This is a genomic window from Cryobacterium sp. CAN_C2 (assembly GCF_015751745.1).
Lineage (GTDB): Bacteria > Actinomycetota > Actinomycetes > Actinomycetales > Microbacteriaceae > Cryobacterium.
In genome coordinates this window covers 111,007-137,384 of sequence record NZ_JADOUX010000008.1, presented here as the reverse complement: position 1 = coordinate 137,384, position 26,378 = coordinate 111,007, and the positions used below count along the sequence as shown (strand labels likewise).

The 26,378-nt window shown below is 62.8% G+C and carries 25 protein-coding genes and 4 pseudogenes; 21 read left to right on the top strand and 8 right to left on the bottom strand.

All coding sequences use genetic code 11. The features are described 5' to 3' along the window. From IWX77_RS08695 to arfB, 3 genes are all read left to right on the top strand, one after another. Window positions 1-1,833: a thiamine pyrophosphate-requiring protein gene (locus IWX77_RS08695; RefSeq protein WP_196844111.1), complete on the top strand. Its 1,833-nt coding sequence runs from the start codon at window positions 1-3 to the stop codon at window positions 1,831-1,833. 188 nt (window positions 1,834-2,021) lie between these two features. Continuing rightward, complete coding sequence (locus IWX77_RS08690) at window positions 2,022-2,777, top strand: MOSC domain-containing protein (protein WP_196844110.1); 756 nt, start codon at window positions 2,022-2,024, stop codon at window positions 2,775-2,777. Between the two features lie 29 nt (window positions 2,778-2,806). Further along, window positions 2,807-3,229 carry an alternative ribosome rescue aminoacyl-tRNA hydrolase ArfB gene (gene arfB, locus IWX77_RS08685; protein WP_196844109.1) on the top strand — a complete coding sequence of 141 codons (423 nt, stop codon included), beginning with the start codon at window positions 2,807-2,809 and terminating at the stop codon, window positions 3,227-3,229. Window positions 3,230-3,238: 9 nt separating this feature from the next. On the opposite strand, the gene IWX77_RS08680 is transcribed toward arfB, so the two are convergent. Next, complete coding sequence (locus tag IWX77_RS08680; protein ID WP_196844108.1) at window positions 3,239-5,110, bottom strand: FAD-binding monooxygenase; 1,872 nt, start codon at window positions 5,108-5,110, stop codon at window positions 3,239-3,241. A gap of 207 nt (window positions 5,111-5,317) precedes the next feature. Between IWX77_RS08680 and IWX77_RS08675 the strand changes: the two are divergent. The 8 genes and pseudogenes from IWX77_RS08675 to IWX77_RS17115 form a co-directional block, all read left to right on the top strand. Next, window positions 5,318-6,224: pseudogene (locus IWX77_RS08675) on the top strand (squalene cyclase). Window positions 6,225-6,261: 37 nt separating this feature from the next. After that, complete coding sequence (locus IWX77_RS08670) at window positions 6,262-6,798, top strand: isochorismatase family protein (RefSeq protein WP_196844107.1); 537 nt, start codon at window positions 6,262-6,264, stop codon at window positions 6,796-6,798. A 25-nt stretch (window positions 6,799-6,823) separates the two neighbouring features. Beyond that, window positions 6,824-6,990: pseudogene (locus IWX77_RS17120) on the top strand (MFS transporter); the annotation flags it as partial. A 212-nt stretch (window positions 6,991-7,202) separates the two neighbouring features. Beyond that, a complete protein-coding gene (locus IWX77_RS08665) occupies window positions 7,203-8,378 on the top strand; it encodes an ABC transporter substrate-binding protein (protein WP_196844106.1) in 1,176 nt (391 codons plus the stop codon). Window positions 8,379-8,455: 77 nt separating this feature from the next. Further along, window positions 8,456-9,331 (top strand): branched-chain amino acid ABC transporter permease, encoded by an 876-nt coding sequence (locus IWX77_RS08660; protein WP_196844105.1) that lies wholly within the window; start codon window positions 8,456-8,458, stop codon window positions 9,329-9,331. A gap of 2 nt (window positions 9,332-9,333) precedes the next feature. Next, window positions 9,334-11,157 (top strand): branched-chain amino acid ABC transporter ATP-binding protein/permease, encoded by a 1,824-nt coding sequence (locus IWX77_RS08655; protein WP_196844104.1) that lies wholly within the window; start codon window positions 9,334-9,336, stop codon window positions 11,155-11,157. Then, a complete protein-coding gene (locus IWX77_RS08650) occupies window positions 11,154-11,867 on the top strand; it encodes an ABC transporter ATP-binding protein (protein ID WP_196844103.1) in 714 nt (237 codons plus the stop codon). Before IWX77_RS08655 ends, IWX77_RS08650 begins: the two co-directional genes overlap by 4 nt. Before the next feature lie 59 nt (window positions 11,868-11,926). Beyond that, window positions 11,927-12,169: pseudogene (locus IWX77_RS17115) on the top strand (hypothetical protein); the annotation flags it as partial. On the opposite strand, the gene IWX77_RS08645 reads toward IWX77_RS17115, so the two are convergent. Together IWX77_RS08645 and IWX77_RS08640 are read right to left on the bottom strand one after the other, a co-directional pair. After that, window positions 12,122-12,586 carry a helix-turn-helix domain-containing protein gene (locus IWX77_RS08645; RefSeq protein ID WP_334353655.1) on the bottom strand — a complete coding sequence of 155 codons (465 nt, stop codon included), beginning with the start codon at window positions 12,584-12,586 and terminating at the stop codon, window positions 12,122-12,124. The pseudogene IWX77_RS17115 and the gene IWX77_RS08645 overlap by 48 nt on opposite strands. Window positions 12,587-12,966: 380 nt before the next feature. Further along, the gene (locus tag IWX77_RS08640; protein WP_196844137.1) at window positions 12,967-13,242 is read right to left on the bottom strand and encodes a hypothetical protein; all 276 of its coding nucleotides are present in this window, start codon (window positions 13,240-13,242) and stop codon (window positions 12,967-12,969) included. Between the two features lie 8 nt (window positions 13,243-13,250). Here IWX77_RS08640 and IWX77_RS17110 point away from each other — a divergent pair, with 8 nt between their 5' ends. The 3 genes from IWX77_RS17110 to IWX77_RS17100 all read left to right on the top strand — a co-directional run bounded on the left by IWX77_RS17110 (window position 13,251) and on the right by IWX77_RS17100 (window position 14,415). Continuing rightward, on the top strand, window positions 13,251-13,547 hold the full coding sequence (locus IWX77_RS17110; protein WP_327012135.1) for a hydantoinase B/oxoprolinase family protein: 297 nt from the start codon (window positions 13,251-13,253) through the stop codon (window positions 13,545-13,547). Window positions 13,548-13,556: 9 nt separating this feature from the next. Beyond that, window positions 13,557-13,925: a hydantoinase B/oxoprolinase family protein gene (locus IWX77_RS17105; RefSeq protein WP_327012136.1), complete on the top strand. Its 369-nt coding sequence runs from the start codon at window positions 13,557-13,559 to the stop codon at window positions 13,923-13,925. A 337-nt stretch (window positions 13,926-14,262) separates the two neighbouring features. Continuing rightward, entirely contained in the window at window positions 14,263-14,415 is a 153-nt protein-coding gene (locus IWX77_RS17100) for a hypothetical protein (RefSeq protein ID WP_327012137.1), read from the top strand. A gap of 1,057 nt (window positions 14,416-15,472) precedes the next feature. Here the strand turns inward: IWX77_RS17100 and IWX77_RS17435 are convergent. Next, window positions 15,473-16,828, bottom strand: coding sequence for a helix-turn-helix domain-containing protein (locus IWX77_RS17435; protein WP_366145589.1), 1,356 nt, complete (start codon window positions 16,826-16,828; stop codon window positions 15,473-15,475). A gap of 210 nt (window positions 16,829-17,038) precedes the next feature. Here IWX77_RS17435 and pxpA point away from each other — a divergent pair, with 210 nt between their 5' ends. From pxpA to IWX77_RS17090, 6 genes are all read left to right on the top strand, one after another. After that, window positions 17,039-17,776 (top strand): 5-oxoprolinase subunit PxpA, encoded by a 738-nt coding sequence (gene pxpA / locus IWX77_RS08620; RefSeq protein ID WP_196844101.1) that lies wholly within the window; start codon window positions 17,039-17,041, stop codon window positions 17,774-17,776. A 67-nt stretch (window positions 17,777-17,843) separates the two neighbouring features. Next, complete coding sequence (locus IWX77_RS08615) at window positions 17,844-18,080, top strand: acetyl-CoA carboxylase (protein ID WP_196844100.1); 237 nt, start codon at window positions 17,844-17,846, stop codon at window positions 18,078-18,080. A gap of 68 nt (window positions 18,081-18,148) precedes the next feature. Next, the gene (locus tag IWX77_RS08610) at window positions 18,149-19,504 is read left to right on the top strand and encodes an acetyl-CoA carboxylase biotin carboxylase subunit (protein ID WP_196844099.1); all 1,356 of its coding nucleotides are present in this window, start codon (window positions 18,149-18,151) and stop codon (window positions 19,502-19,504) included. Then, on the top strand, window positions 19,501-20,394 hold the full coding sequence (locus IWX77_RS08605; protein ID WP_196844098.1) for a 5-oxoprolinase subunit B family protein: 894 nt from the start codon (window positions 19,501-19,503) through the stop codon (window positions 20,392-20,394). The genes IWX77_RS08610 and IWX77_RS08605 overlap by 4 nt, the downstream gene beginning before the upstream one ends. Next, the gene (locus IWX77_RS08600) at window positions 20,384-21,349 is read left to right on the top strand and encodes a biotin-dependent carboxyltransferase family protein (protein ID WP_196844097.1); all 966 of its coding nucleotides are present in this window, start codon (window positions 20,384-20,386) and stop codon (window positions 21,347-21,349) included. The genes IWX77_RS08605 and IWX77_RS08600 overlap by 11 nt, the downstream gene beginning before the upstream one ends. A 90-nt stretch (window positions 21,350-21,439) precedes the next feature. Beyond that, window positions 21,440-22,444, top strand: a complete 1,005-nt coding sequence (locus tag IWX77_RS17090; RefSeq protein ID WP_442784450.1) for a helix-turn-helix transcriptional regulator — start codon at window positions 21,440-21,442, stop codon at window positions 22,442-22,444. A gap of 29 nt (window positions 22,445-22,473) precedes the next feature. Here IWX77_RS17090 and IWX77_RS17430 read toward each other — a convergent pair. Both IWX77_RS17430 and IWX77_RS08585 read right to left on the bottom strand, forming a co-directional pair. Continuing rightward, window positions 22,474-22,758: pseudogene (locus IWX77_RS17430) on the bottom strand (aldo/keto reductase); the annotation flags it as partial. A 67-nt stretch (window positions 22,759-22,825) separates the two neighbouring features. Then, window positions 22,826-23,893, bottom strand: a complete 1,068-nt coding sequence (locus tag IWX77_RS08585) for an NAD(P)-dependent alcohol dehydrogenase (RefSeq protein ID WP_196844096.1) — start codon at window positions 23,891-23,893, stop codon at window positions 22,826-22,828. Between the two features lie 329 nt (window positions 23,894-24,222). Here IWX77_RS08585 and IWX77_RS08580 point away from each other — a divergent pair, with 329 nt between their 5' ends. After that, window positions 24,223-25,194 carry an NAD(P)-dependent alcohol dehydrogenase gene (locus tag IWX77_RS08580; protein ID WP_196844095.1) on the top strand — a complete coding sequence of 324 codons (972 nt, stop codon included), beginning with the start codon at window positions 24,223-24,225 and terminating at the stop codon, window positions 25,192-25,194. 1 nt (window position 25,195) lies between these two features. Here the strand turns inward: IWX77_RS08580 and IWX77_RS08575 are convergent, their stop codons facing one another. Further along, the gene (locus IWX77_RS08575; protein ID WP_196844094.1) at window positions 25,196-25,693 is read right to left on the bottom strand and encodes a nucleoside deaminase; all 498 of its coding nucleotides are present in this window, start codon (window positions 25,691-25,693) and stop codon (window positions 25,196-25,198) included. 49 nt (window positions 25,694-25,742) lie between these two features. Next, window positions 25,743-26,297 carry a CGNR zinc finger domain-containing protein gene (locus IWX77_RS08570; RefSeq protein ID WP_196844093.1) on the bottom strand — a complete coding sequence of 185 codons (555 nt, stop codon included), beginning with the start codon at window positions 26,295-26,297 and terminating at the stop codon, window positions 25,743-25,745. Between the last annotated feature and the right edge of the window lie 81 nt (window positions 26,298-26,378).

Sequence of the window (26,378 nt, the reverse complement as noted above, 5' to 3'; positions counted from 1 at the left end):
ATGGCCAAGACGAACGTGAGCGACTTCGTAATTCAGCGGTTGAAAGACTGGGGAGTCACTCGAGTCTTCGGGTTTCCCGGTGATGGCATAGGCGAATTCGACGGGGCGCTCGGCCGGGCGGATGCCGCCGGTGACGGCCTCGAGTACATTCGGCCCACCCACGAGGAGATCTGCTCTTTGATGGCGACGGCCCACGCGAAATTCACCGGCGAGGTGGGTGTGTGCGTGGCGACGTCAAGCCCGGGTGCGTTCCACCTGATCAACGGACTCTACGACGCCAAAATGGACAACCAACCCGTCGTGGCCATCGTGGGGCAGCAGGGCCTCGCTTCGCTGGGAACGTTCAACCAGCAGGAGAACAACCTCGAACGAGCCTTCTCCGACGTTGCCGCCTATGTGCAGACCATCGTGTCGCCCGAGCAGGCGCAGGCGGTCGTTGATACCGCCTTTCGCATTGCGATCACCCGCTTGCAGCCCACCGTCATTGTGCTGCCGCACGACGTTCAAGGCATGCCTGCCGTTGACCCTCCCCGGGCGCATGGGGTGTCGCGGTCGAGCATGGAAGCGCCCTCGACCGCGATCGTGCCGCCGACGCAGGAACTCGCGAGAGCGGCCGAGATTATCAACGCAGGGCAGAAAGTCACCCTTCTCGTGGGCGCAGGCGCTCGGGGCGCCACCGACGAGGTGCTTCGTGCGGCCGACATCGCCGGGGCTGGCATTATCACCGCGCTTCGCGGAAAAGACGTCGTGCCCTCGGAGGTGCCCCATCACACGCAGCAACTCGGTCTGCTGGGCTCGTTGCCGAGCCTGCACCAGGTGAATCGATGCGACACCCTCGTGCTCATCGGAACGAACTATCCCTACGGCGAGTTTCTGCCCGAGACGGGCCAGGCCCGCGCTGTGCAGATTGACCTCAGACCGGAGCAACTCGGACTTCGGTACCCCACCGAAGTGAACCTGTGGGGTGACGCGAAGGCCACTCTCGCCGCGCTGCTTCCCCTGCTCGTGCAGAAAACTGATCTAACTTGGCAAACCGATGTTGCCAAGGAGATGCGCGGTTGGGAACGCGAGATGGAAGGTCAGGCCATGCTGACCTTCGAGTCGGGGGCCAACCCCCGTTGGGTCTTTCATGAACTCAACAAGCGGTTGCCGAGCGGTGCCATTGTCACAGCGGATGCCGGCACCACCGCCGATTGGTATGGTCACCACATTCGCCTGCGCCGGGGCATGCTGGGGGACTTGTCGGGTCGACTGGCCACGATGCTGGCCGCCATGCCGTATGCGGTGGCCGCGAAGTTCGCCTACCCGGGTCGCACCGTCGTCTGCACGATCCGCGACGGGGCATTTCAGATGCTCGGAATGAACGAGCTCATTACGATCAAAAAGTACCTGCACGGCTGGAGTAATCCGCGCTTTATCATCGTCGTGATGCACAATGACGATCTCGCCCAGGTGTCCTGGGAGATGCGCACTGAAGACGGCAACCCGATGTGGCCGAAGTCACAAGACGTTGAAACGGTCGACTACGCCGGCTTGGCCGAACTGCTCGGTTTCAAGGGGATCAGGCTGCGTACGGACGATGCCGTGGGCGCGGCCCTGGACGAAGCGTTCGCCCACCCCGGCGTGACACTGATCGACGCCTATGTGAGCAAGACCGTTCCGCCCCTGCCGCCGCACATCACCAGGGAGTATGCGGTCAACGTGGCCAAGGCGTTACTGAAGGGCGACCCAAACGAATTCGGTATCATCCGCGATTCCGCCGAGGCGCTCGCCGCCGAGGGCCTCTCCCGGGTGAAGGGCGCGCTGCACCTGGATCGTCCACGCGACAAGTGAGCGGGCGCTCACGGCATTTGTCGCTGGCTCGGGAAAGACGGATGCTTGAGGCATGGAGCACACGCGGGCAACCGGTGCCGAATCGCACCACGCCAGTAATGTCATTTTGCGGGCTCGACGCCTGCGCTGACGTTAGCGGCTTGACACTCACCACGAAGCCCCCGGCTCGCCGATAGTGTGGTCACACTATGCAGATTCGGGACATTGGCCTGTCGGTGCTGAAGGGCGGCCGACACACGGTGCCGAGCAGAGTACTGCTCGAAGCGAGCGGCCCGGCCGGTGACCGATTGTTCGCGGTCATTGACCTTGATGCTGGCCGCGTACTAAGAACCGTCGAGAATCCCCTGTTGGTCAGCTGCGAAGCACGTTGGGATGGCGAGGTGCTGGCGGTCGACATCGGCGGGCACGCGGTGTCCGCCACGCCGAAGCAGAACGGTGACGCTCTGACGTTGGAATATTGGGAACGCGAGGTATCCATGAGCGTGGTCGACGGTCCGTGGGCCCGTGAGTTCTCCCGTCTACTCGGGCGAGACGTTGCTCTGGCTCAGATCGATACCCCGGGCGGCGTTGTCTACGGCGATACCGTCACCATCGTCACGACGAGTTCGCTTCACCGGGTCGCCGAGGAGTCGGGTATAGCCATCGACGCTCGCCGCTTTCGGGCCACGTTCACAATCGACACCGGCGACGCGGCTGCCTATGTGGAAGATGCCTGGGCTGGCCACGAAATCGAGATGGGGAGCGCGCGGCTGCTCGTGGGGGTGGGCATCCCGCGCTGCGCTGTCATTGACAGTGACCCTGACACGGGCGCTCGCGGCACGAAATTGCTGAAGACCCTCGCCCGTTCGAGGCTCACCGGCCAAGATATTCCCTTCGGCGTCTACGCCCAGGTCATTCAGCCCGGGTTGGTCAGCCGCGGTGACTCGGTAATGTTGCTCGCCTAGCCCGGCTCAACCTGTGTCACGCTAAGAACATGGATCTTGAGGTGTCGCCGGCGCTCATCATTCCTGAGCGCGAACTCGGCTGGCGATTCTCCCGCTCGTCGGGCCCCGGCGGCCAGCACGTCAACACCTCCGACAGCCGGGTCGAGTTGTTCTGGAACATCACCGAATCGACGGTGCTCTCCGACGACGAGCGGATGCTGCTTTTCACCAGACTCGAACACCGTCTCGTTCTCGGGGTGGTCACCGTAGCCGCCTCCGAGCAGCGTTCCCAACTGCGCAACCGGGAGATTGCCCTGCGTAAGCTCGCCGAGCTGGTGACAGAGGGGCTGGCCCCGGAACCGGCCAAGCGCCGCCGCACCAAGCCCACGCGGGGCTCGGCACGGCGGCACCTGGCGGCGAAACAGCAGCGCTCCGACACGAAACGCAACCGGCAGCGGCCTTCGGCCGACTAGCAGCCGCGCCTAACGCGTCAGCAGCATCTGCCGAAAGTACGCGGCGAGGTCGTCGGTGGCGGTCAACGGCACAACGTGCGCTACGTACTGGTCGGGCCGTACCACTACGACGGCGCCATCCCGGCTGATGCCGCGCTGCTCGAAGATGTCGTCTTCGGGATCAGCCGCGTACACCTTCTCGTAGTCGATCAACTCAAACGGGCCGGTTCGGGGCAGGAACGCCTCGTCAACCTGGCCGAGATCCACCTCGGTGTGTGCCTGCTGATAGATCACCTTTATATCGAAGACGCTGTCGATGTCCGTGCCCGCCGAGGTGTGCATGAGCAGCGGCGAATCGGGGGCGGTGCGCATCCACTCTGCCCACGCGCTCAGCGCGGCACTGTTCGCGCCGGCGAACGCATAAATGCGCCAGCGGCCGTCGGCGCGGTGGTGGTGGCCGAGCTGTACCGGGTTGGCGTCGGCGACCCGCACGACCGGGGCGGACTTGAAACGCTTGCCGATGGGGAACCCGGTGGCGAGCGACTGGTGGGTGGCCTCGCCGACCAACATTGACGGCGGGTACTGGGTCATGAAGCCGGCCGGAAACTCGGCCGTCTGCGTGTAAAAGTCCTCGAGAGGCACCTTCAGGTCCTCCGGCTTGGCCGCCATGAGGGTCGACCACTCCCTGTCGAAGTCAATGAGGTTCTTCGCGATCACCTGGCGCTCGGCGGAATACGTGCTGAGCAGGCTTTCGGGGCTGCGCCTGTCAAGCACGTAGGCGAGCTTCCAACCCAGGTTGAAGCCGTCCTGCATCGAGACGTTCATTCCCTGGCCGGCCTTGGCACTGTGCGTGTGGCAGGCGTCACCGGTGATGAAGACACGCGGCGAGCGGATGCCGACTTCCTCCGGGAGTAGATCGTCAAAACGGTCGGTGAGACGGTGGGCAACCTCATACACGCTGTGCCAGGCCACGTCTTTCACGTCGAGTGTATAGGGGTGCAGAATCTCGTTCGCTTTCACGATGATCTCGTCGATCGTCGTCTTGCGCACGGCACCGTTGTCGTCGGCAGCCACCTCGCCGAGGTCGACGTACATGCGAAACAGGTAGCCGCCTTCACGTGGAATGTGCAAAATGCTGCCGCCGGTGCTCGACTGGATGGCGCACTTGGTGCGAATGTCGGGAAAGTCGGTGACGGCAAGCACGTCCATGACACCCCAGGCGTGGAGGGCGGCGTCGCCGGCAAGGGTGCAGCCGATGGAATCGCGTACGGCACTTCGAGCTCCGTCGGCGCCGACCACATATTTGGCGTGCACGATGCGCTCCTGGCCAGCGAGTTCGCCGCCGGTGTGCGCGAGGGTCACGGTGACGGGGTACTCGCCCTCATTGGTGTTGATCAGGCTGACCAGCTCAAAGCCGAAGTCCGGCGTCATTCGGGTGGGAGAATTCTCCATGACCTCGGCGAAGTAGTCCAACACGCGCGCCTGGTTGACGATGAGGTGCGGAAACTCGCTGATACCGGTGGGGTCGTCAATGGCACGAGCGGTGCGGATGATGTTGGCCGGGTTCGTGCGGTCGGGCTTCCAGAACGCCATCTCGGTGATGCGGTAGGCCTCGGCGATGATGCGCTCCGCGAAACCGAAGGCTTGAAAGGTCTCGACGCTGCGGGCCTGAATGCCGTCGGCCTGACCGATCGCGAGGCGCTCGCCACGGCGCTCCACAATGCGGGTGGTAATGCCCGCAAACTGGGAGAGCTGGGCGGCGGTGATCATGCCGGCGGGGCCGGTTCCCACGATGAGAACGTCGACGTTGTCGGGCAGTTCGTCGGGGCGATCAATACCGACTCCGGCCGCGTCTTGACTGCGGGGATCGGTGGACACATATCCGTGGTGGTGAAACTGCACGGCTTCCTCACTTCTCTGTGTGGTCTCGTAATCGTGTGGCGAGTCGAACGCCCGCGCCGCTGCGTGTTCTATAATAGAACGTGGTGTTCTATTATCATTTGTTGAATCATATATGGTCAGCACGGCAGAAGTCACCCGGGTGCCTCGATCATCGGCTAATTCGCACTCGTGCATGGTCTGGCGTTTTCGGCGGCACTGATCGAGTGGATGCTCGACTCCGACCCGTCGCTACGCTGGCGGGTTGAGCGTGACCTCGTTGGTGCGCCGCCCGAGACCTGGGAGGTGACCCGAGCGCGCGTGAACACGGAGGGTTTCGGAGCCAGACTGTTGGCCCTGCAGGATGACGACGGGCAGTGGGCGGGCGGCGCCTACTTTCCCGGGGGCTTTGACTTCACTGGCCCCGAGGCTGCGGCCGATGCCGGGCAGCCCTACACGGCAACGACCTGGGCACTCGTCGACCTGCGGGAATTCGGCGTTGATGCCGCAGCGCTGCGCGGCACGGCCGAGCGGCTCGCTGCGAACAGCCGCTGGGAATACGAAGACCTGCCGTATTGGGGCGGCGAGGTTGACTGTTGCATCAACGCCTTCACGCTGGCTAACGGAGTGTGGCTCGGGGCGGATGTCTCAAGCATCGCTCAGCGGTTCGTTGAGCACCGACTGGCCGATGGCGGCTGGAACTGCGAATGGGTGGAGGGCTCGATTCGCTCGTCGTTTCACTCCACGCTCAACTCGTTAAAGGCGTTGCTGTACTTCGAAACAGCAACCGGCGGCACAGACGAGCTGCGTGCAGCTCGTCATGCTGGAGAAGAATACCTGTTGGAGCGTCGGCTGATGTACCGCCTGTCGAGCGGCGGCCCTATACGACGGCATCGCTCCCGATCCTCGGCTCGCTGAGGCGATTGATGTAATCCGTGCCGCCCGCCAGCCCGACGGCACCTGGCTGCAGGACCGCCGCCACCCCGGGCGGGTGTGGTTTGAGGTAGACGTTGCGGCCGGGGAGCCGTCGACATGGCTCACGTTCTACGGCACCCGCGTGCTGGAATGGTGGGACGCGGTGCCTCCTGCGCGCAAAGGGCCTCTGGCGGCAAGAATTGGGCCAGACTGTGGTCAGTAGCCGCCAGCCGGGGGCGTAAAAGCAGTGGAGGTTGAGAATGGCTCGTGGCGTACTTCTCATCGATATTCAGCAGGACTATTTTGTCGGCGGCGCTTACCCGCTGGTCGGAGCTGAGGCCGCGGCCCACGTGGCCCAGGCGGTACTCGCCGATGCGCGCAGCAAGGGCGACTGGGTGGGGCACGTGCAGCACGTGGCGCAACCATCCGCCGACGGGTTTCTGGTCGAGGGCACACCGGGTGCCGAAATTCACTCATTGGTGGCGCCCCGCACGTCTGAAATCGTTATTACGAAAACCAGGCCCAACTCCTACGTGGGCACGAAACTGCAGGCTGTTCTCGATGAGAACGACATCGACGACCTGGTTGTGGTCGGCATGATGACGAGCATGTGTGTGGATGCTACCGTGCGAGCCGTGCTCGACAGCGGGCGCAGCGCGACGGTCATCGAGAACGGATGCGCGGCCCCCGATCTCGAATTTGGCGGAGAGACGGTCGATGGTCACCTCGTGCACGTGGCCTTCACGGCGGGCCTCCGTGACGCCGGCGCCACCGTCGTGAGCTGGCCCCGGAACTGAGCCGGGCGGTGCGGCGCGTAAAGCGGTGCACCCGACGCTCTTTCTCGGCGATGCGCTCGCGGCCTCATTTGTCGGGGCATCAACTCGCTCTTTCTGCTCGACGCGGAGCTCTCGAACGTCGACGTCGTCGCCGCGAACGCGTTCTTCACGGCGGGCACGGTGATCTTTAAGATTCCGACCGGGGTGGTCGCCGGGCCGGTGCGGTAGGCCTACTTCAACGACAGGATCCCGGCCAAGCAGCGCGCCACCGTCGTGTCATTTGATTCCCGGTTCGGCAGCCTCGGCGTGGTCTTCGTTCAGCCAGCCCTCGGCCGTGGTTGAGGTGGAGCGATAGGCTCTAACGACGGAACCCCGCTTGGACATCAAGTGGCACCACCGCTCGCCTTGGCCAAGGAGGTCCATTAATGCGAAGAAAACTGCTCTCTGCCGCCGTATGCGGTTCAGCTCTACTGCTCGCCATCACGGGTTGCAGCACTGCTACCGGAACGGATTCGACCGCCGACGGCGGTAAGACTGGAACCGGGACGGGAGCGGACTGCGTCATCGACTCTACCGTTCCGATCGCAGCAGCCTTCAGCCTCACCGGTGCCGCGGCACAGTACGGCGCCGGCCAGAAGAACGCCCTGGAACTCGCGGTCGATGACCTGAACAAGGTCGGCGGGGTCACCTACGAACTCACCGTCGAAGACGACGCAACCGACCCGAAACAGGCCATCCAGGTCTTCGACACCTTCGTCGCTTCCGGCGCCAGTATCATCATCGGCCCGACCCTGTCCAACACCGCCAAGCAGACCGACCCGATCGCGCAGGACGCCCAGGTCCCCGTGCTCGGTGTATCGAACACGGCGGCCGGCATCACCGAAATCGGCGATTACATCTTCCGCAATTCCCTCACCGAAGATGCCGTCATCCCACAGACCGTCAAGGCCGCCGTCGACAAGCTCGGCGTCAAAAAGGTTGTCGTCATGTACAGCAACGATGACGCCTTCACCGAGTCCGGCTACCAGGCCTTCGCCGCGGCGCTCAAGGACCAGAACGTCGAAGTGGCCGACACCCTCACCTTCTCCAAGTCGGACACCGACTTTCGCGCCCTGCTGAACAAGGCCAAGCAGTCCGACGCCGACGCCATCGTGGTCTCGGGCCTCATCGATGCGGCCGTGCCGCTCGTGAGCCAGGCCCGCGAAATTGGTATTGACACACCGATCATCGGCGGAAATGGTTTCAACTCACCCGCCCTGCTCGCCGGTGCCGGCAAAGCAGCTGAGGGCGTTATCGTGGGGGCCGCGTGGAACTCGGCATCCGACAACGAGCAGAACGTGAAGTTCATTGCGGACTACACGGCCGCTTACGATGCTGCTCCCGACCAGTTCTCCGCCCAGGCATACGCCGGCATGCAGATCATCGACCACGCCGTTCGCTCCGAATGCTCGGCCGAGCGTGAGGCCATCAAGACGGGTCTCGGCGGAATCAAGAACGTGCCGACTGTTCTGGGCGACGTGAGCCTGAATAAGAACCGCGACGCCGTGCACGACGCACTCGTGCAGATTGTCAAGGACGGCAAGTTCACCATCCTGAACTAGGCATCACCGCACTACTAATTACGCACAGGCCGTGTGCCGCCCCGGGCGGTACACGGCCAAAAACAGGGACGTCACCAATGCAACTCTTTCTGGACGGGATCTTTCTCGGTTCCATCTACGCGCTGTTCGCCATCGGCTTCACCCTGGTGTTCGGTATCCTCGACAGGCTGAACCTGGCCCACGCCGCGGTATTCACGGCTGGTGCCCTGGTGGGGATCGAGATCGTGACTCGGCTGGGCGTGCCGATCTGGTTGCTGATCCCCTTGGTGCTGATCCTCGGTGCGGTGCTGGGCATCCTGATCGAACGCATCGCGTTCCGGCCGCTCGCCGGACGGCACGACGCCCACTTTGCGGGATTGATCTCCTCGATCGCACTCGGGGCAATCATCCTGTCGTTGATGCAGGCGATGTACGGCGCCGACACTCGGCGATTCCCCGCTGATGCTTTTCCACAGGCGAGAGTGGAGATTCTCGGCGCCACCGTCTCGCTCCTGCAGGTCGTCATTCTGGTTATCAGCGTCTCGCTGATGATCGTGCTGACCTGGCTGGTGGCCAAATCCAAGCTGGGTCGCGGTATGCGCACCATCGCCGAAAACCCGCATGCCGCCGCGGTGCTGGGATTGAACGTCGGCCGGATCAGCAGCACGACCTTCGCCCTCTCGTCGGCGCTGGGCGCGGTGGCCGGCGTGCTGTTCACGCTCAACGTCAACGCCGCCTCACTCGGAATCGGTCACGCCGTGGAACTGAAGGCCCTTGCCGTGATCGTCGTCGGGGGGATGGGTTCCCTGCCCGGCGCCCTGATCGGCGGTCTCATCCTCGGCGTGGCCGAGGTTCTGGCCGTGAATTACATCGGGAGCTCGTGGCGGGACATGGTGGCGTTCGGGCTCCTATTTCTGATCCTGATCCTTCGGCCCCAGGGACTCTTCGGCGCACGCAAGACGCGGGAGGTCTGACCGTGCTTGTGGAATACAGCTCACTCATCACTCTGGTCGCGCTAACGGCGATCCTCGCCTTCAGCTTCTACGCCGTGTTGATCGCCGGGCAGCTGAGCCTGGCCCAGCTTGGGCTGGCGTCCCTGGCGGCCTTCACCTCCTCCCTCGTGGTGCCGGCCGAGCCGCTGTTCGGCTTCATCCCACCGTTGGCCGTCGGCATCGTCTTCGGCATGTGCGTCGGCATCATCGCGGCCTTCATCCTGGGGCTGCCGGTCATCCGCCTGCGGGGGGTCTTTCTGGCCATCGCCACCCTCGCCTTCGGCGAAATGGTGCGGATCTTTCTGATCAACCAATCCTGGACAAACGGCGCGCAGGGGATGAGCTTCCCCAAGCTCGTCGGCATCGAAATAGCCTGGATCGCCCTGGCGGTGGTGGCCTTCTGGTTCTGGCGTCTCTCCGGCTCCCGCATGGGGCGGGCTTTTGCGGCGATCCGCGAAGACGAACTGGCCGCCACCACCATGGGCATCGACGTTCCCCGATACCGCATGGCCTCCTTCGTCATTGCGGGTGCCGTTGCCGGTCTCTACGGCGTGCTGCTGGCCTACTTCTCTCGGTTCGCCGATCCCAACGAGTTCTCCTTCACCGCGGCCGTCGACGGCCTGGTCACGGCGGTCGTCGGCGGGGTGACTCTCTTCGTCGGCCCGGTGCTGGGCTCCGTGTTCCTCTCCGTGCTCCCCGAACTGCAGCGCGTGCTCGGCGTCGACGCCGGCTGGATCCGCCCGACGATCTCCGGAGTGCTGCTCCTGGTCGTGATCCTCTTCCTGCCGGGAGGACTGTCCGGACTCATCCCGCGGAGAAAATCCGCCAAACGCCTCATCATCGATCCGGCTGCACGGCCGGACCTGCCGGACCTGCCCGCACCCGGCACCGAGCTCGTGCGCCTGCAGGGGCTCGGCAAGTCCTACGGCGGGGTGCACGCGGTACGCTCGGTCGACCTCACCGTGGCAGCGGGGGAGGTCCTCGGCCTGATTGGCCCCAACGGCGCAGGCAAGACCACCCTCGTCAATATGGTGACCGCCTTGACGGCTCCGAGCACCGGCAGCGGCACGGTGTTGGGTGTGTCCCTCACCGACAGCACGAAGGCTCACCGCCTGGCTCAAGCCGGGGTCGCCCGCACCTTTCAGCAGATCAAGCTCTTCAACCGGCTCTCTGCTCTCGAGAACGTGCTCGTCGGCGGGTACCGCATCACGCGGGACACACTGCTCCGGCGCCTGCTATTCCTCCCGTCGGCACGGAAGTGGGAGCGCGAGGCCGTCGCCATGGCGTCCGCTCAGTTGATCCGCGTGGGGCTCGGCGACAAGGCCGCCAATGCCGCGGGTGACCTCTCCTACGGCGACCAGCGACGGCTGGAGATAGCCCGTGCGCTTGCGTCGCATCCGTCCCTGCTGGTTCTGGACGAGCCGGCGGCCGGCATGAACCACGTCGAGGCCGGCCGGTTGGCTGAGTTGATCCGGTCGCTGGCCGCCGATGGAATCGCTGTGCTGGTGATCGAGCACAATGTGCGGATGATGCTGGCGACCTGCGACCGAATCATGGTGTTGAACTTCGGTGAGGTCATCGCCTCCGGCATACCTGCCGACATCGCCAGGGACCCGCGGGTGTTGGAGGCCTACCTCGGTTCCAGCGGCTCCGACGCGGACGCCGACGCGGCGGCGGTATTGGCCGCCGAAGACCTCGCCCGGGTCACCGCACAATCGGTGCGGGACCAGGACCGGGGTCATCCCGACGCAGCCCCTGGCGGTTCGACGAACGAGAGTGGCGCAACGGACCTGGAGGACAACCGATGAGTGATCCGATCCTGAGTGTCGAAGGCCTGCAGGTCAACTACGGTCGCGTCGAGGCCGTGCGCAACGTCTCTTTCGACGTGGCGGCGGGCGCCCTGGTCACATTGGTCGGGGCCAACGGCGCCGGCAAGACCTCCGTGCTGAACGCCGTGTCTGGTCTTCTGCGCGCGCGCCGGGGTGTCATCCGGTTCAAGGGCCAGGACATCACCAAGTGGCCCGCCCACCGTCTGGTCAAGGCCGGGCTTGTTCAGGTTCCGGAGGGGCGCGAGGTTCTCGGCACCTTGACGGTGGCCGAGAACCTGAGTCTCGGTGGCTGGCACCGCGGCAGCACCCTGCACCGGAATGTGGCCGGTGTGTATGAGCGGTTCCCAGTGCTGTTTGAACGGCGCAAGCTCCAGGCCGGTGCCCTCTCCGGCGGCGAGCAGCAGATGCTCTCGATCGCCCGCGCGCTCATAGCCGAGCCGGAGATCTTACTGCTCGACGAACCATCGATGGGGCTCGCGCCGTTGATCGTGGATGAGGTGTTCGCGGTGATCGAGGAGATCCGGCTGACCGGCACCACGGTGGTGCTCGTCGAGCAGAATGCCCGGCGTGCTCTCGCGGCAGCCGATTTCGGCTACGTGCTCGAGACCGGGGAAATTACCCATTCCGGACCGGCACACGAATTGCTCGCCGACGAGAGGGTCATCGAGGCCTACCTGGGCCTGGACTAGACAACGTTCGGTCGACCATCCGCTGCGGCGCCGCCCGATCTTCCCCGTCACCGGTAACTATGATCGGTGTACTAGTGCGCACCGAGCAAAGGAAAACAATGGCCACCGGCGAGACGCAAATCGACAATGGTATTTTTCGCGTGACCAAGTGGACGATTGAACCCGGGGACGCTATTCCCATGCACGTTCATGAATATGACTATGCGGTCGTGCCTCTCGTCAGCGAAACCATGCACGTCATCAGCGCCGACGGCTCAGAAATCGTCGCTGAAATTCAAAACGGCCAGAGCTACACGCGGCCTTCCGGCGCCGAACACACCGTCGAGAATCGTGGCGCGCGCACAATCGAATTCGTTGAGGTTGAAAAACTCACCTGACGCCCGCACGTACTGGGCTTGATCTGCAATGCGATCTTGCAGCGCCAGCACATCATCCACAAATGCGAGATAAAGGTTGGCGATCGTGGCTGTGTTGCCAATCGATGTTCCCAGTAACTCTTCGCAGGTGCGCAGCCGGTACCGAACGGTGTCGGTATGAACATATATATGCCGTGCACTTCTTTCGACGTCCTGATCCAGGGCCAGGTACACGATCAGGGTTTCAATCAAGTCTCTATCCGGGTTGAGGGTAGCGACAAATTTGCGCAATTTGTCTTCGAGCTGAGGTGCCTCGCGTCGTGCCAGTAGCCAGCTGGCGAGGTCGACCTCGTCCAATCGCACCACACCGTGCGCTGCGCTCCGGGGTGACTGCCCGCTTGTGTCGTGCGGCGGCGCGCTATCTCGAGCGCCGTCTCGGCCTCGCGGAATGCCAGGGGGGTACTGGCCAGTTCGCTGAACGGTTCCGAGGTGCCGACGACGAGTTCGGCTCCGGCCAGGGTGAGCCAAGCGGCCAGAACGGCCGAGTTGGCGACGAGGGCGTGAATGCTCGCCATCGTTCGTGACCCCCCTCCGTTCTCATCGAGCAGCAAGCCCTGACCATTCAGCGCCGTCTCCTGCAGTAAGTCCTCGATGCGGTGTTCAGCCCGAAGTTACGTGTTGGGTTGATGTGTTTATTGCGGTTTGGTCAGGGGTTTTATTGATTGGTGTATGGGTGCTTCTGTCTACTTCAGGGTGAGGGGGATGGTGGCGCCGATGAGTTCGAACGCGCGGCGTTGAATCGGGGTCGGCAGGGCGAGGGTCGGGATGGTGGGAGTGGTCTCGTCAGCGCCGTATCGGAGGTCGTTGCGGGTTTGCGTGGCGAGGTGGTTGAGGAGGCCGGTGAAGCTGTAAGCGGCCTCGCCGGCGGACGTATCGTGGGTGGATGCTTTCTGCTGCGCGGCCGCTGAGCGGTGTTCGGCGTCGGTTGGAGGGACGTCCGCACGGTGTGCGGGAAACAACCGACTACATGGACAATGACCCGGGCAAAGCCGAAGGCCTCATGCCGATCAAGATCAAGCTGACCATTGATGACAGCGGCATCCATTATCACTTGGCCGGATCAGCCCCGGTGGTGGCGACGTTCCTGAACTCCGGTTACGGAACCACCTTCTCGGCGATCTACGCCGGTACAAAGACGTTCTCTCCAGATGTCCCACTCAACTCCGGTTTCTATACGGCCGTCACCGCCGACATCGGCCCGGAGGGCACTGTGGTCAATGCCTGCTGGCCAAACGCCGTGACCGGATTCTGCTCCGGCCCCTAGGGGAAGCTCATGAACGGCATCTTTGAGATCTGGTCGAAGATCATGCCGGAACGCGCTATGGCCTGCGGCTTCAACCGGGAATACCTACTCGTCGGCGGTAAGGACGGCCGTGGAGCCACGGCTCCCGTCTTCGGTGCCGGACTGGCCGTTCAACCCGTGGACGGCCAGGAACGCCTCTCACCGATGTTGACGTCGATGCATCAGATCGGTATTGATTCTGGCGTGCCAGGGCGTTTTCGGGGCGGAGTGGGTATCGAGATGGGTGGTATGTTCACGGATGCGCAGAACGCGGTCATGAGCTCCTGCTGTGATCGTGCACGTTCCATCACTTGGGGCATCGCGGTGGTCTTCCGTCGATTCCGCACGGAGTCTGGTTGAACACGGGCACCGAAGGTGAACGCTTTCTCGGTTCCAACTTCTCGTCGGTTCCGGTTCAATCGGGCGACTCCTTCGCGCGGCCGTCCGCCGGCGGCGGTCACGGTGAACCCCTTGAGTGCACGTACCTTGACGTGCTCGACGACGTCATCGACGGCTACGTCGCCATCGAGCGGGCCGCTAAAACCACGGCGTGGTCATTACCGCAATCGAACCCGACCTGGATGCTTACGAGGTTCACGAGGTTCACGAGGTGGCGAGTGTGGCACTGCGACTCGACATCGCAGCCCACCGTCTCGGGTGACTCACAGAAGATCCCACGCCCGTCTCTGCCCGCTTCGTGAGCGGTGACATCGACCTGCTTGAGGTCATCCGCCGCTACGGCGTCATTCTTGACTGGGGCACCGGTGAGCTTTTTGCCACGACTACCCTGGAGCACCGCGCCCTGATGGAGCGTCGTTCCTCATCGCACTGGCCGGTCGTTTCGGCCTGACTTGCGCCGATTTCAGCCCGCCACGGGCGAGGAATTGCGTGTGCATCTGTACCGGGCCTGATCGATCTATCTTGCATCGGCCTACTGGCCAGGATCCACAGCTCGTTCACCTACTTGCACAAGTCCATTTCAGCCAATGGTCTTCTGTTCATTGACGACTGCAACATTCCGGCCGCCGTTGCACCTGAAAACCTGTAGTGCACCACCCATCACGAAACATTTTGCCGGGCGTCATCGGCCCTAATGGAGGTACAGAGTGCATGTGAATCTGACCGGCAGCAACACGACCGTTGAGGCTACCGATGCCCTCTACCGCGAGGGCAACGACGAAGACCAGATGACCAAGGGATCGCTCTCGATGGCGTGGTACGGCGTCGCACGCGCCATGTTTTTTGTCTATATCGGTGCGGCGCTGGCCCTGGCCTACGGCACGGTGGATGCGCTGATCGGACTGGCGCTCACCATCGTGGCCTCCGGGCTGATCAACCGCGTCCTGTCGAAATACGCCATCCACTACGCCGTCTTCGAAGGTTCGATTGTCGCCTACGCCTTCCAGGTTACCTTTGGCGGTGAGATGTGGATGTGGTACCCCATCGTGGTCTTCGTTTCCCAGACCCGTATCAACACGGCCCACTACTACCTGGGAGCGGCAAACCTCAAGTCATTCGGCGAACGGGTATTCCGCGTCAAGCTTCCTAATCTGGTGTGGGTGCTGACATCGTCCGTGATCATCTTCCTCCTGATGCTCCTGCCGATCGTGAAGTACATTCTGCTTGCATTGGCTTGGCAGGGCGTCCGGGTCACAGCGTGGGTTGCCATCGCCGTTACACACATTCTGATTACGCGAGGGCAGAGTCACGAGCACGGGATGCTGGCCGATGTGCACTACCGCAGGTTCAATAACTCGGGACTGATCGCCTGGATCGTCGCAACACTCACCGGCATCGTCATGCTGCAGCTGGGTTTGTTCAACGCGGATCTTGCCGGGGTTGGCGCTACGTGGGGCCCCATCCTCACGGCTGTCGTCGCATCAGCCGTCTACGCCGTTCGGTTTCTGCTACTTATCGCCGAGGTCAATGAGGCGAAGCGCGAAGAGGCACGTTGCCTGTCCCTCAACCGAATTGAGGTTGAGTTGCAGAAGCGTTTCAATCTTGCGCAGTCGATAGTTGAGCGAATTGCGGTGAATGAACAGGGCGCCACAGGTCTTCGATGGCTGTGCGTCATTGTCGAGATACGTGCGCAGCGTCTCCAGCAGCGGACCGGCGCGTTTCGTGTCTTGATCCACAAGCGGGGCCAGCAACTTGCGTGCGGATTCCTTCGCACCTCGCCCGGCCGTGGCGGTGACCACGGCGCTGAGTCCCAGTTCGGGAGCGAGCTGGGGTCGGTCTATGCGCTGCACCAGCTGCAGCGAGTGCACGACGGAAAGTCGCAACTCGAACAGGCTGAGCATCGCGCGCTTGAGTACCAGTGGTTGCCGATCATGGATGCGCAACAGCCGGTTGGCGACGGCCTCAAAGTCATCGCGCGGATTCTGGGCGAAGGCCACCAGTCGGTCCCCGAACTCGGTGACCCGCACGGTGTGGAACATCTCGTGGAGCGCCACGCGCAGTTGCCAGGACGTCGACGCAAATTCCCCGCCCATATCAGCGACCAGAACGGATGTCTCGACCCGGGGATCCAGCCCAATGTCCTGAAAGGCTTTACGCACATCGAGGTGGGTCGCCTCTTCCCACGACTCACAGGCGAGCACAAAACTCTTGATCTCCTGCTGGCGACTGGCATCCACGAGGACGGACCGATTGAGCTGCAAGGCGATGATGGAGGCGACAGGGCCGAGAAGGGAGGCGAGGGGACTACCGCTGTCCGTTTCCCTGATCGCCAGACGGCACGGATTGTTGAGACCCATCGGGAGGGGAATACTGAGCACACCCGCCTGCGGTTTTGTTCTCGCTCCCGACGTCCAGGTGGCCAAGGCGGGATACTGCGCTATAACCGTGCCGTAGGCGTCGTATACGGCCAACGGCGACTGGATGACGCTGTAAACGGTCGCGAGCAGGGTGACGACCTCGGCGTCCTGGTTCGCCAGGCGGGCGCATTCGTCTGCCAATCTCCAGCCGCGGTTCACCACAGCAAGGCGCTCGGCGTGCATGACGCTCTCGATATAGCGGTTCACCTGAAGCGGGGGAACAGCTGCGGGCACTTCCAGCAAGGGAACATCGCGCTCGGTGCAGGCCGCGATCAGACCGGGCGGAAGTGCGCGATGGGCCATACCGGTTGCGAAAACAATCGCTGAGACGGGCACGTCGATCAGTCGTTCCACGAAAGCATCCCAGGTGCGTTCATCGGAGAAATTCATTCCAATTCCGCTGGTCAGCAGGAGGGAATGAGGATCAAGAAATGGGGTCGGGTCCATCAGTTCCGTGGGAGCACATCCGCTCAACTCGGTCGCCAAGCGTGCTTCCGATGACGGTGTCTGCAGCAAGAGTTGCAGGGAACGTTCCAGGAGTAAATCGACCACGCGCATCCAAAAATCTCGTTCCTTTGGTATTTTGCACAAAGTTTTTTGCAAGTTTAGGGCAACTGCCTACTGGGCCGCGACGCGGCGGCACCGTAGCGTGGAGTCATGGACGACGTGCATATCAACTCGAACATCACCATTAATTCCGACATGGGCGAATCCTTCGGGATTCACAGCTTCGGCAATGACGAGGCTCTGATGAAGCTGGTCGACGTCGCAAACGTTGCGTGCGGCTTTCATTCCGGAGATCCCGATGCCATGGATGCGACCGTTGCGCTCGCCAAGGAGCACGGTGTGCTCGTCGGGGCGCATCCGGGGCTGCCCGATTTGGTTGGGTTCGGTCGTCGTGAGATGAAACTCACGCCGGCTGAGGTGGAGTCAATCATTCTTTACCAGGTGGCAGCGCTCGTTGGCTTTCTTGGCAAATACGACCTGCCTTTGAACCACATCAAACCGCACGGTTCCCTTTTTGGAATGTTGGCGCGCGATGAGGCGCTGATGCAGGGCGCCGTTAATGTTGCCAAATTCTATGGCGTTCCCCTTTTTGGAATAGCCGGGAGCGCCCATCAATCTGTTGCCGAGCGCAATGGCGTTGAGTTCGTTGGAGAGTTGTATGTGGATCTCGACTACAACGCCCAGGGCGGCCTGATCATTCTGCGGCGTCCCGAAGAGACCAACCCGAACGAGGCGGCGGAACGTGTGCGCCGAGTGCTGCAGGACGGCACCGTTCTCGCAACCGATGGCACCGTTCTTGAAATTCCCTTCGGCAGCATCTGCGTGCACTCAGACGCGCCAAACTCTCCCGCAGTAGCCCTCGCCGTTGGTGGAGCCCTCGGCCGGTAATCGCGACACCGCAGCACTCGCTCGAGAGGCGTGCACTCACGCCGACGAGCCCGACGAAAGTGAACTTATGAGCCACCAGATTATTTCCCCCCTTCCCGGCATCTTCTACCGCAAGCCTGGCCCGGGCAAAGAGCCGTATGTCAACGAAGGCGACAGTGTGTCGGCCGGGCAGACCATTGGCCTCGTCGAGATCATGAAGCAGTTCAGTGAGGTGCGCGCAGAATTCGACGGCGTGTTGGACAAATTTGAAATCGAAGACTTTGGTGTTGTCAATCCCGGTGATGTCATCGCGATCACGTCCTGATCTGCAGCAGGTACCTACCTGCCGCCCCATGCCTTTCCAACGTTTCACTCGACTCACTGGAAGACTCAATGCAGAAATTGCTCATAGCTAACCGCGGCGAAATTGCCGTTCGAATCATTCGCACTGCTCGAGAAATGGGCATCGTGACCGTGGCGGTCGTCAGCGAAGCCGACAAGTCGTCCTTCGCTGCGGACCTCGCTGATGAGGTCATCGTTGTCGGTCCGGCCCCGGCCGGACTCAGTTATCTTAACCACGAAGCCGTTCTGAAGGCCGCCCTCGATAGCGGGGCTGACGCCGTGCACCCTGGCTACGGGTTTTTATCGGAAAACGCCGAATTTGCGCGCAAAGTGATTGGTGCCGGGTTGACCTGGGTTGGGCCCTCGCCGGAATCGATCGAGCTCATGGGGGACAAGTCACGAGCCCGCCGGGCGGCGATCGATGCCGGTGTGCCCACGCTCCCCGGCACCGAGTGTGCGCTTCAAGAGGGCGATGATATTGACGCGATCGCCGCCGAGATCGGATTTCCACTGGTAGTCAAGGCATCCGCCGGGGGTGGCGGGCGAGGCATCCGTTTGGTCGAAGAGCCGGCTCAGCTGCGTGGCACCGTTGAGATTGCCCAGGCTGAGGCGCTGGGCGCCTTCAATTCCTCCGACGTCTACTTCGAGAAGTTCGTGACGAAGGCTCGCCACGTGGAGGTGCAGATTCTCTGCGACGGAGAAACATACCTCCACCTGGGGGATCGAGACTGCTCAATGCAACGTCGCCAACAGAAGATCCTTGAGGAAGCTCCGGCTCCGGACCTTCCGGAGGCAGTGCGGGAACGAATGCGCGAATCCTCGGTGCAACTGGCGCGCCAGGCCCACTATGTCGGAGTTGGCACCGTGGAGTTTTTGTACGACCCGACCAGCCATGAGGTTGCTTTTATCGAGATGAACACCCGGATTCAGGTGGAACACACCATTACCGAGGCGATCACGGGTATGGATCTGGTACGCGAGCAGTTGCGCATTGCCGTGGGGGAGAAACTCTCCATCACTCAGGACGACATCCAGTTTTCTGGGCACGCTCTCGAATTTCGCATCAATGCCGAAGACCCAGACAACAAATTCATGCCCAGCCCGGGCACGATCAAGACCATGAACCTGCCCGGGGGCGCCGGCGTCCGATCCGATTTCGGCTTTATCGCGGGCAAGACCGTCGCACCGTTCTACGACTCCCTGCTGGGCAAGATCATCGTGTGGGCGCCAACGCGTGAACTCGCCATTGCACGATCGGAGCGGGCCCTCCGTGAAGCCCACATTGAGGGGGTCCGGACGACCATTGGTCTGCTCACCTCCCTCGTCACCCTCCAGGACTTTGCCGAGGTCAATCACCACACCACGTACATCGAATCCTTTCTTGACTCGTTGGGAGACACGCAATGACACAGCAAACCACAGCTCGATACACCTGGGGCGGCGACGAATTTCTCTTCGTCGAGATCGCAGAGGGCATGTCCCTGGAAGCGAACTTCATCTCCAACAGCATTGCGAATGCCTTGGAGGCGCGAGAACTTGTCGGCATCGTGGACATCTGCCCGGCCAACGCCTCCTTGCTGGTGCGTTTCGATCCGGATGCCGTGGCGTGGCAGGAACTTGAGCGAGTTGTGCACATGCTTGAGGACGAAGTACGGGCAGCAACCGACAAGGTTCTTGAGACACGCATCATCGAGATTCCGGTCTGGTACAACGATCCCTACACGAACGAAACGGGCGCCCGATTTCGTGAGGGATACCACCAGCGGCCCGAAGGTAACGACCTGGACTATGCGGCCGAGGTCAATGGTCTGGCCGATTCCGAGGAATTCATCACCCGACATCACGAATCCCCGTGGCTGGTTTCCATGGTCGGTTTCGTGGCTGGTCTGCCCTTTCTCTTTCAGCTCGTGGACCGTGAAAAGCAGCTCGAAGTACCCAAGTATCTGAGCCCCCGCACGGATACGCCCGCACTGACCGTTGGTTATGGCGGCTGCTTCAGCTGTATCTATTCCGTGCGGGGCGCCGGCGGATATCAAATGTTCGGTATCGCAGCCGCGCCGATCTTCGATCCGTCGCAGGGCCTGGAAGACTTCGCGGATTTCATGGTCTTCTTCAAACCGGGCGACATCGTCAAATTTAAGCCGATTGATGAAACCGAGTACCGGCGAATTCGAGCTGAAGTAGACGCAGGAACCTTCCGTTATCGGCAGGCACCGATCGCTTTCGATCTGGGAGCGGCCTTGGCTGACCCCGACGGCTACAGGTTGTCACTTCTGGAGGCACTCAATGGCATTTAACATTCTCGAACCCGGCCTCTCGACGACTGTGCAGGACCAGGGACGGATCGGCTATTACCGATTTGGCATTCCGCAGGGCGGGTCAATGGATCAATACTCAGCCACGTTGGGCAACCGCTTAGTAGGAAACACTGCGGCGGAGGCGGTGCTGGAGTGCACCTATATTGGCCCCAAGATCGTGACGACGGCCGACGCCGTGATCGCCGTGACCGGTGCGCCTGTTGATGTCTTCGTCAATGGCGAGATCGTGCCCGAATACGAGAGAATTACGCTCGTGGCCGGAGACGAATTGAAGTTCGGTGTGATCAAGGGCGGCACCAAGTATTTCATCGCCGTGTACGGCGGCATCGACGTACCCCAGGTTCTCGGATCGCGCTCGACGTATCCGATCGGCGCCATCGGCGGAGTCGAGGGGCGTGCCCTTGCCAGCGCGGATCTGGTTCCGATTGGTGTTGGGTCGGACAACGGTTTACCCGTGCTGCGCTCCATCGCACCCGAGGATCGTCCGGTCTACTCCAAGGACGTGAATATTCGGGTCATGCTCGGACTCTACGACCACAATCTCTCGGCCAGCGGGCTGGACAGTCTGCTCAACAGTGAATGGGTGTTGACTCCCGTCGCAGATCGTATGGGCCTACGCTACAGCGGACCCGGGGTGGAGTGGAAAGTCCGGAAACAACCGTTTGGTGCCGGGCAGGACCCGTCAAATATCGTTGACGCTGGTTACGCCGTAGGCTCCATCCAGATTCCCGGCGGCACCCAGCCGATCATTCTGCACCGCGACGCCGTCTCGGGTGGGGGATACGCCATGGTCGCCACGGTCATATCGGCAGACATGGATCTGGTCGCTCGCTGTGCGCCGGGTACGAAAACACACTTTGTCGCCGTGACGATGGAACAGGCACTTGACGCACGCCGTGCGAACACCTCCCGGGTTGCCCGAATCTGGTCGTAACCTGTTCGGCCGCTCTTCGTGAGCTTGGCTGGAAAGCCACTGACGAGCATCCACGGCATCTTCTGCGCGTCGGCAAGCGATACTGGATTCATGGACGGCAAAGGTTCCCTCGCCGATTTTCTACGCTCAGCGCGGGCCCGGCTGACGCCGGCGGAGGTCGGGCTGCCGGTAGACCCGAACGCGGCCCCCCGCCGGGTGCGTGGCCTGCGCCGCGACGAGGTCGCGGCGTTCGCCGGGGTGAGCGTGGACTACTACGCTCGCATGGAGCAGGGTCGTGTGACGCAGGCATCCGATGCCGTGGTGAACGCGCTCGCCGAGGTGCTGCACCTGAATGAGTCGGAGCGCGCCTACTTGTTTGCCCTGTTGTCGGCATCGACCGGTGGGCGCGCGCAGCAGCGACGGCGCACGCACACCGTTCGGCCGTCGGTGCGCACCGTCATGGACTCGCTCACCGCGCAGCCCGCATTCCTACTCGGCGTGGGGATGGACGTGCTCGCCATGAACGATCTCGCGAAACTGCTGCTCAAGGACTTCACGCAGGGCGCAGGACTCCAGCGCAGCTTGGCCAGGTGGACCTTCCTCGACCCGGCGGCGCGCACCCTCTACCTGGACTGGGAGGACGTAGCCTGCGACGTGGCGGCTATGCTGCGCCACGACGCGCATACCCACGCCAACGACCGGGCGCTCAACGAGCAAATCGACGAGCTGACCGTGAAGAGCGACGAATTTCGCGCCTGGTGGAGCCAGCACCGGGTCTGGGAGTGCACGTTCGGACTCCAGCGCTTCATGCACCCGATCGTCGGTCGCATCGACGTGGACTACGAGACCTTCCCGGTGCCCGGCGAACCCGATCAACGGCTGTTCGTCTACAGCACTCAACAGGGGTCCGCCTCGAACGACGCCCTGCGCATCCTGGCCTCCTGGCGCACGGATCAGACGGATGACGCCGCCCTCCGCCTGCGCGTACAGGGTCTGTCCAAACAGGTCCGTCTCTGTGCGAGCGGTCGTCTCATCCCAGTCGCGAGTGAGCTTTCCGCGCGCGAGCGGGCTCCACGAGCGGGCTCCACGAACGGGTCAAAGCGATGCACGATGTAGAGGTCCACGTAATCCAGATCGAGGCGACGCAGGCTGTTGTCTATTTCCTGCAGAACAGCCTTGCGTGAGAGGCCGCTCTGGTTGGGGCCATCGCCGACGGACCCATGTACCTTGGTCGCTACGACGACCTCGTCACGGTGGGCGTACTCCCGGAGAGCGCGGCCGAGGATCTCCGCGCTGGAGCCGGCCGAGTAAATGTTGGCCGTGTCAAAGAAGTTGATGCCGGCCTCGAGAGCCCGCCGGATGAAAGGCCGACTGATCTCCTCGTTCAGGGTCCAGGCATGGTTGCCACGCTCCGGCTCGCCGTGACTCATGCAACCCAGGGCGGTTCGTGCCTGGTCTTTATCGACTTGCGGCGCGGACCGCGAGCGTCAGAGCGTCCTACGCGTTGGCGCGGGTCTCATTTGCGAACGTGGCGACGTCGATGACGAAGCGGTAGCGCACGTCACTGCGGATGACCCGCTCGTATGCCTCGTTCACCTGATCGACGGAGATGACCTCGATATCGGCGCCGATACCGTGGGTGGCACAGAAGTCGAGCATCTCCTGGGTCTGGCGGATGCCGCCGATCTTCGAGGCGGCGATGGAGCGACGCTGGGCGGCGAGCCAGAACATCTTGATCTGGTCGGGCTCGGTCGGGATGCCCACGTGAACGAGCGTGCCGTCGAGTGCGAGCAGCTGCAGGTAGCGCTCCATGTCGAGGTTTGCGGCCACGGTGTTCACGATGAGGTCGAAGTGGTTCTCGAGCTCGGTGAACGTGGTCGGGTCGCTCGTGGCGTAATAGTGGTCTGCGCCGAAGCGCAGGCCATCGGCCTGCTTACTCAGGGTCTGGCTGAGCACGGTGACCTCCGCGCCAAGCGCGTGGGCGATCTTCACGCCCATGTGCCCAAGGCCACCCATGCCGAGGATGGCGACCTTCTTGCCGGGGCCGGCCTTCCAGTTCTTGAGCGGGGAGTAGAGGGTGATACCGGCGCAGAGCAGGGGAGCGGCCTCGGAGAGTTCGATACCCTCGGGAATGCCGAGCACAAAGTTCTCGTCGACAACGACGGCGGTACTGTAGCCACCATTGGTTGCCGTACCGTCGTAGAAGCGGTCGTTGTAGGTGCCGACCTCGCCCTTCAGGCAGTACTGCTCCTCGCCGGCCAGGCAGTTGGTGCACTTACGGCAGGAGTCTACGAAGCACCCCACGCCGACGCGGTCGCCCACGCGGTAACGGGTGACGTCGCTGCCGACGGCAGACACGATGCCGGCAATCTCGTGGCCGGGAACCATTGGGAACAGTCCCACGGCCCACTCGTCACGGGCCTGGTGGATGTCGGAGTGGCAGATGCCCGCGAACTTGATGTCGATTGCCACGTCGTGGGCGCCGGGAGTGCGCACCTCGACCGTGGAGCGTACGAGAGGCTGGCCGGCCGCGGGGGCGGCGAGGGCGGGAACGGTGGTTGTCATAAGAAACTCTTCCAGTACCGGTGATGGATGGCGGGGGGAACCCCGTGCCGAGGCACGTGTCGACGGTGACATCCGCTTGCTCAACGCTACGCCGTTACAGTTGCATTGTCAGGAGCCAAGGGTGGCACTGATTGACCCACCCACGGCCTCCGCTTGTCGCAGCGGTCGTGTGATCAGCGTGAGACAGCTACGTGAAATACGGCGACCCGATGACACTGGGGCAGATTGACAAGCTGCTCACCGTGGTGAGGGCCTGATCGTTTCGCGTCACTCACATCGCTCTCGAGCATTCTCGGGTAAGGCCTGTTTTAAAGCGTACGCTGTGCCGCATGAGAGCTGCCGTGTACCGCCACTACGGACCACCGAGCTTTGTGCACGTCGAGGATGCGTCGCGTCCGGTGCCCGAAACCGGCGAGCTGCTCGTGCGGGTATTCGCCAGCACGGTGAACCGTACGGACTGCGGGTTTCTGAGCGGCAAGCCGCGCCTGGTGCGGCTGTTCAGCGGGCTACTGGCCCCACGGGCGACCATTCTGGGTTGTGAATTCGCCGGTGAAGTCGCCGATATCGGTGCCGGGGTTGGTTCTTTCACGGTCGGCCAACGTGTCTTCGGTTATAACGGCGTCAAATTTGGTGGTCACGCTCAATACCTGACCATTTCCGAAACGGGCCTGGTGGCAGAGCTGCCGCCGCGGTTGTCGTACGACGAGGCCGCACCGATCGTGGAGGGTGCCCACTACGCGCTCGCTATGATCCGCGGGGCAAAGGTCACGGTCGGGCAGAGAGTTCTGGTCAACGGCGCGACGGGTGCAATCGGTTCGGCCGCCGTGCAGCTGCTCGTGCACCTCGGGGCTCGCGTCACGGCGGTGTGCGCCGGCGCGCACCGCGCACTGGTGGAATCGTTCGGCGTAGACCGTGTCGTGGATTACACCCACGAGGACTTCACCGCACTCGACGACACGTTCGACGTCGTGCTCGACGCGGTCGGTAAGAGTTCTTTCGGTCGCTGCCGTCGGCTGCTTTCACCGGGCGGAATCTATGTTTCCTCGGAACTCGGCGCTCTGTGGCAGAACCCGGTGCTGGCGCTGATCACGCCGCTGCTGCGCAAGAAACGGGTGCTCTTTCCCATTCCCAAGGACACGCGAGCTGACGTGCTGTTCCTTCAGGGTCTGGTCGAATCGGGCGAGTTTCGGCCGGTGATTGACCGAAGCTACCCACTCGAGCAGATTCGCGAGGCGTACGAGTATGTGGCGGTCGGTCAGAAGATCGGCAACGTCGTCATTCGCGTGCGCGAAGTGACGTAAGTTACGGGCGGGCGTTCCAAAAACCGGCGTGCACTTCGGCGGCCTCAGCGAGCAGGGCGGGGCCAGCCACGGTGACACTGTTGCCGCCGCGGGCAAATACCTCGCGGCACGGCAGGTCCAAGGTTGCTTCGCCATCTTGCCGGGGAACCATCGCGGCAAGCTGTTCTTCCGGTAGCGCGTAGACGACGCGACCGATACCGGCCCAGTAGATCGCTCCGGCACACATCGCGCAGGGTTCCGTGCTGGTGTACAGCGTGCTCGAATGCAGGGCGTCCCGGGCCAGGAGTGTTGCGGCGATGCGCACCAGATTGGTCTCCGCATGCCCGGTGGGGTCACCGAGGGTGACGACCGTGTTCTGACCCTCGATGATGATGTCTTCGCCGGTCACGAGAACCGCTCCGAAGGGATGGTTGCCGACCTCACGCGAGGCGCGGGCCGCCTCGATCGCGTGCCGCAGGTGAGTTTCATCGGTGCGTGAGACAGTGGTGAGGTCAGGCATGATCGTCGCTTTCTCAATGGGGGAAAGATTCAAGCCTAACCGCCCCGTGTTATCGGTCGGCGGACTGGCGCTCCCGGAAGGCGATCATGTTCACGCGGTTGCCACAGCGCACACTGCAGAAACGCTTGGACCCGTTGCGGGACAGGTCAAGAACCAGGCCGGTGCAGGTATTCGCTTCGCAGATTCTCAGGCGCCCCATTTCGTCGCTGCGGATCACGTCGATCAAGGCCAGGGCCGCTTCGACACGCATGCGCTCGCCGAGTGGCGCCTCGGACACAGTCGCGTGCAGATGCCAGTCCGACACGTCGTGGCGCGCGAGCTGGGGCAGCGCTTTGGCGTCGCGCAATATGCGATTGACCTCAACCACGGCGTCGTCGCGGCCCAGGGTCCAGACCCGGCGCAGCAGGGCTCGGGTCTGCTGCACGTCTCGCAACTCGGCATCATCGCCATCGATGCGTCCAGTGAACGGGATCGGAGCGAGGAGTGCCGCGAGGTCGGCAAGCGTTTCGAGTTCGTCACGGCCACTGCGCGAGGCCCCGGGGTCGGTATCGCCGAGCGCCACCACGAATTCAAGCGCCTCCTCGGTGTCAGGGGCAAAATGCAAGTTGACTCCTTGCGAGTTCGGTCGTACTGTCAGTGGCATAGGCCAGTTTAGACCATCACAGGCCCAACCGAAGGGGTCACC

Excerpts from the sequence above, each read along its gene's own strand:
- IWX77_RS17110 (WP_327012135.1), top strand. The coding sequence starts at position 13,251 with ATGGACAATGACCCGGGCAAAGCCGAAGGCCTCATGCCGATCAAGATC.
- IWX77_RS08605 (WP_196844098.1), top strand. The coding sequence starts at position 19,501 with ATGACACAGCAAACCACAGCTCGATACACCTGGGGCGGCGACGAATTT.
- IWX77_RS08575 (WP_196844094.1), bottom strand. The coding sequence starts at position 25,693 with ATGCCTGACCTCACCACTGTCTCACGCACCGATGAAACTCACCTGCGG.
- IWX77_RS08580 (WP_196844095.1), top strand. The coding sequence starts at position 24,223 with ATGAGAGCTGCCGTGTACCGCCACTACGGACCACCGAGCTTTGTGCAC.
- IWX77_RS08660 (WP_196844105.1), top strand. The coding sequence starts at position 8,456 with ATGCAACTCTTTCTGGACGGGATCTTTCTCGGTTCCATCTACGCGCTG.
- IWX77_RS17435 (WP_366145589.1), bottom strand. The coding sequence starts at position 16,828 with ATGGACCCGACCCCATTTCTTGATCCTCATTCCCTCCTGCTGACCAGC.
- IWX77_RS08585 (WP_196844096.1), bottom strand. The coding sequence starts at position 23,893 with ATGACAACCACCGTTCCCGCCCTCGCCGCCCCCGCGGCCGGCCAGCCT.
- IWX77_RS08665 (WP_196844106.1), top strand. The coding sequence starts at position 7,203 with ATGCGAAGAAAACTGCTCTCTGCCGCCGTATGCGGTTCAGCTCTACTG.
- IWX77_RS08600 (WP_196844097.1), top strand. The coding sequence starts at position 20,384 with ATGGCATTTAACATTCTCGAACCCGGCCTCTCGACGACTGTGCAGGAC.
- IWX77_RS08610 (WP_196844099.1), top strand. The coding sequence starts at position 18,149 with ATGCAGAAATTGCTCATAGCTAACCGCGGCGAAATTGCCGTTCGAATC.
- IWX77_RS08615 (WP_196844100.1), top strand. The coding sequence starts at position 17,844 with ATGAGCCACCAGATTATTTCCCCCCTTCCCGGCATCTTCTACCGCAAG.
- IWX77_RS17105 (WP_327012136.1), top strand. The coding sequence starts at position 13,557 with ATGAACGGCATCTTTGAGATCTGGTCGAAGATCATGCCGGAACGCGCT.
- arfB (WP_196844109.1), top strand. The coding sequence starts at position 2,807 with ATGGATCTTGAGGTGTCGCCGGCGCTCATCATTCCTGAGCGCGAACTC.
- IWX77_RS08670 (WP_196844107.1), top strand. The coding sequence starts at position 6,262 with ATGGCTCGTGGCGTACTTCTCATCGATATTCAGCAGGACTATTTTGTC.
- pxpA (WP_196844101.1), top strand. The coding sequence starts at position 17,039 with ATGGACGACGTGCATATCAACTCGAACATCACCATTAATTCCGACATG.
- IWX77_RS08690 (WP_196844110.1), top strand. The coding sequence starts at position 2,022 with ATGCAGATTCGGGACATTGGCCTGTCGGTGCTGAAGGGCGGCCGACAC.
- IWX77_RS17090 (WP_442784450.1), top strand. The coding sequence starts at position 21,440 with ATGGACGGCAAAGGTTCCCTCGCCGATTTTCTACGCTCAGCGCGGGCC.
- IWX77_RS08650 (WP_196844103.1), top strand. The coding sequence starts at position 11,154 with ATGAGTGATCCGATCCTGAGTGTCGAAGGCCTGCAGGTCAACTACGGT.
- IWX77_RS08695 (WP_196844111.1), top strand. The coding sequence starts at position 1 with ATGGCCAAGACGAACGTGAGCGACTTCGTAATTCAGCGGTTGAAAGAC.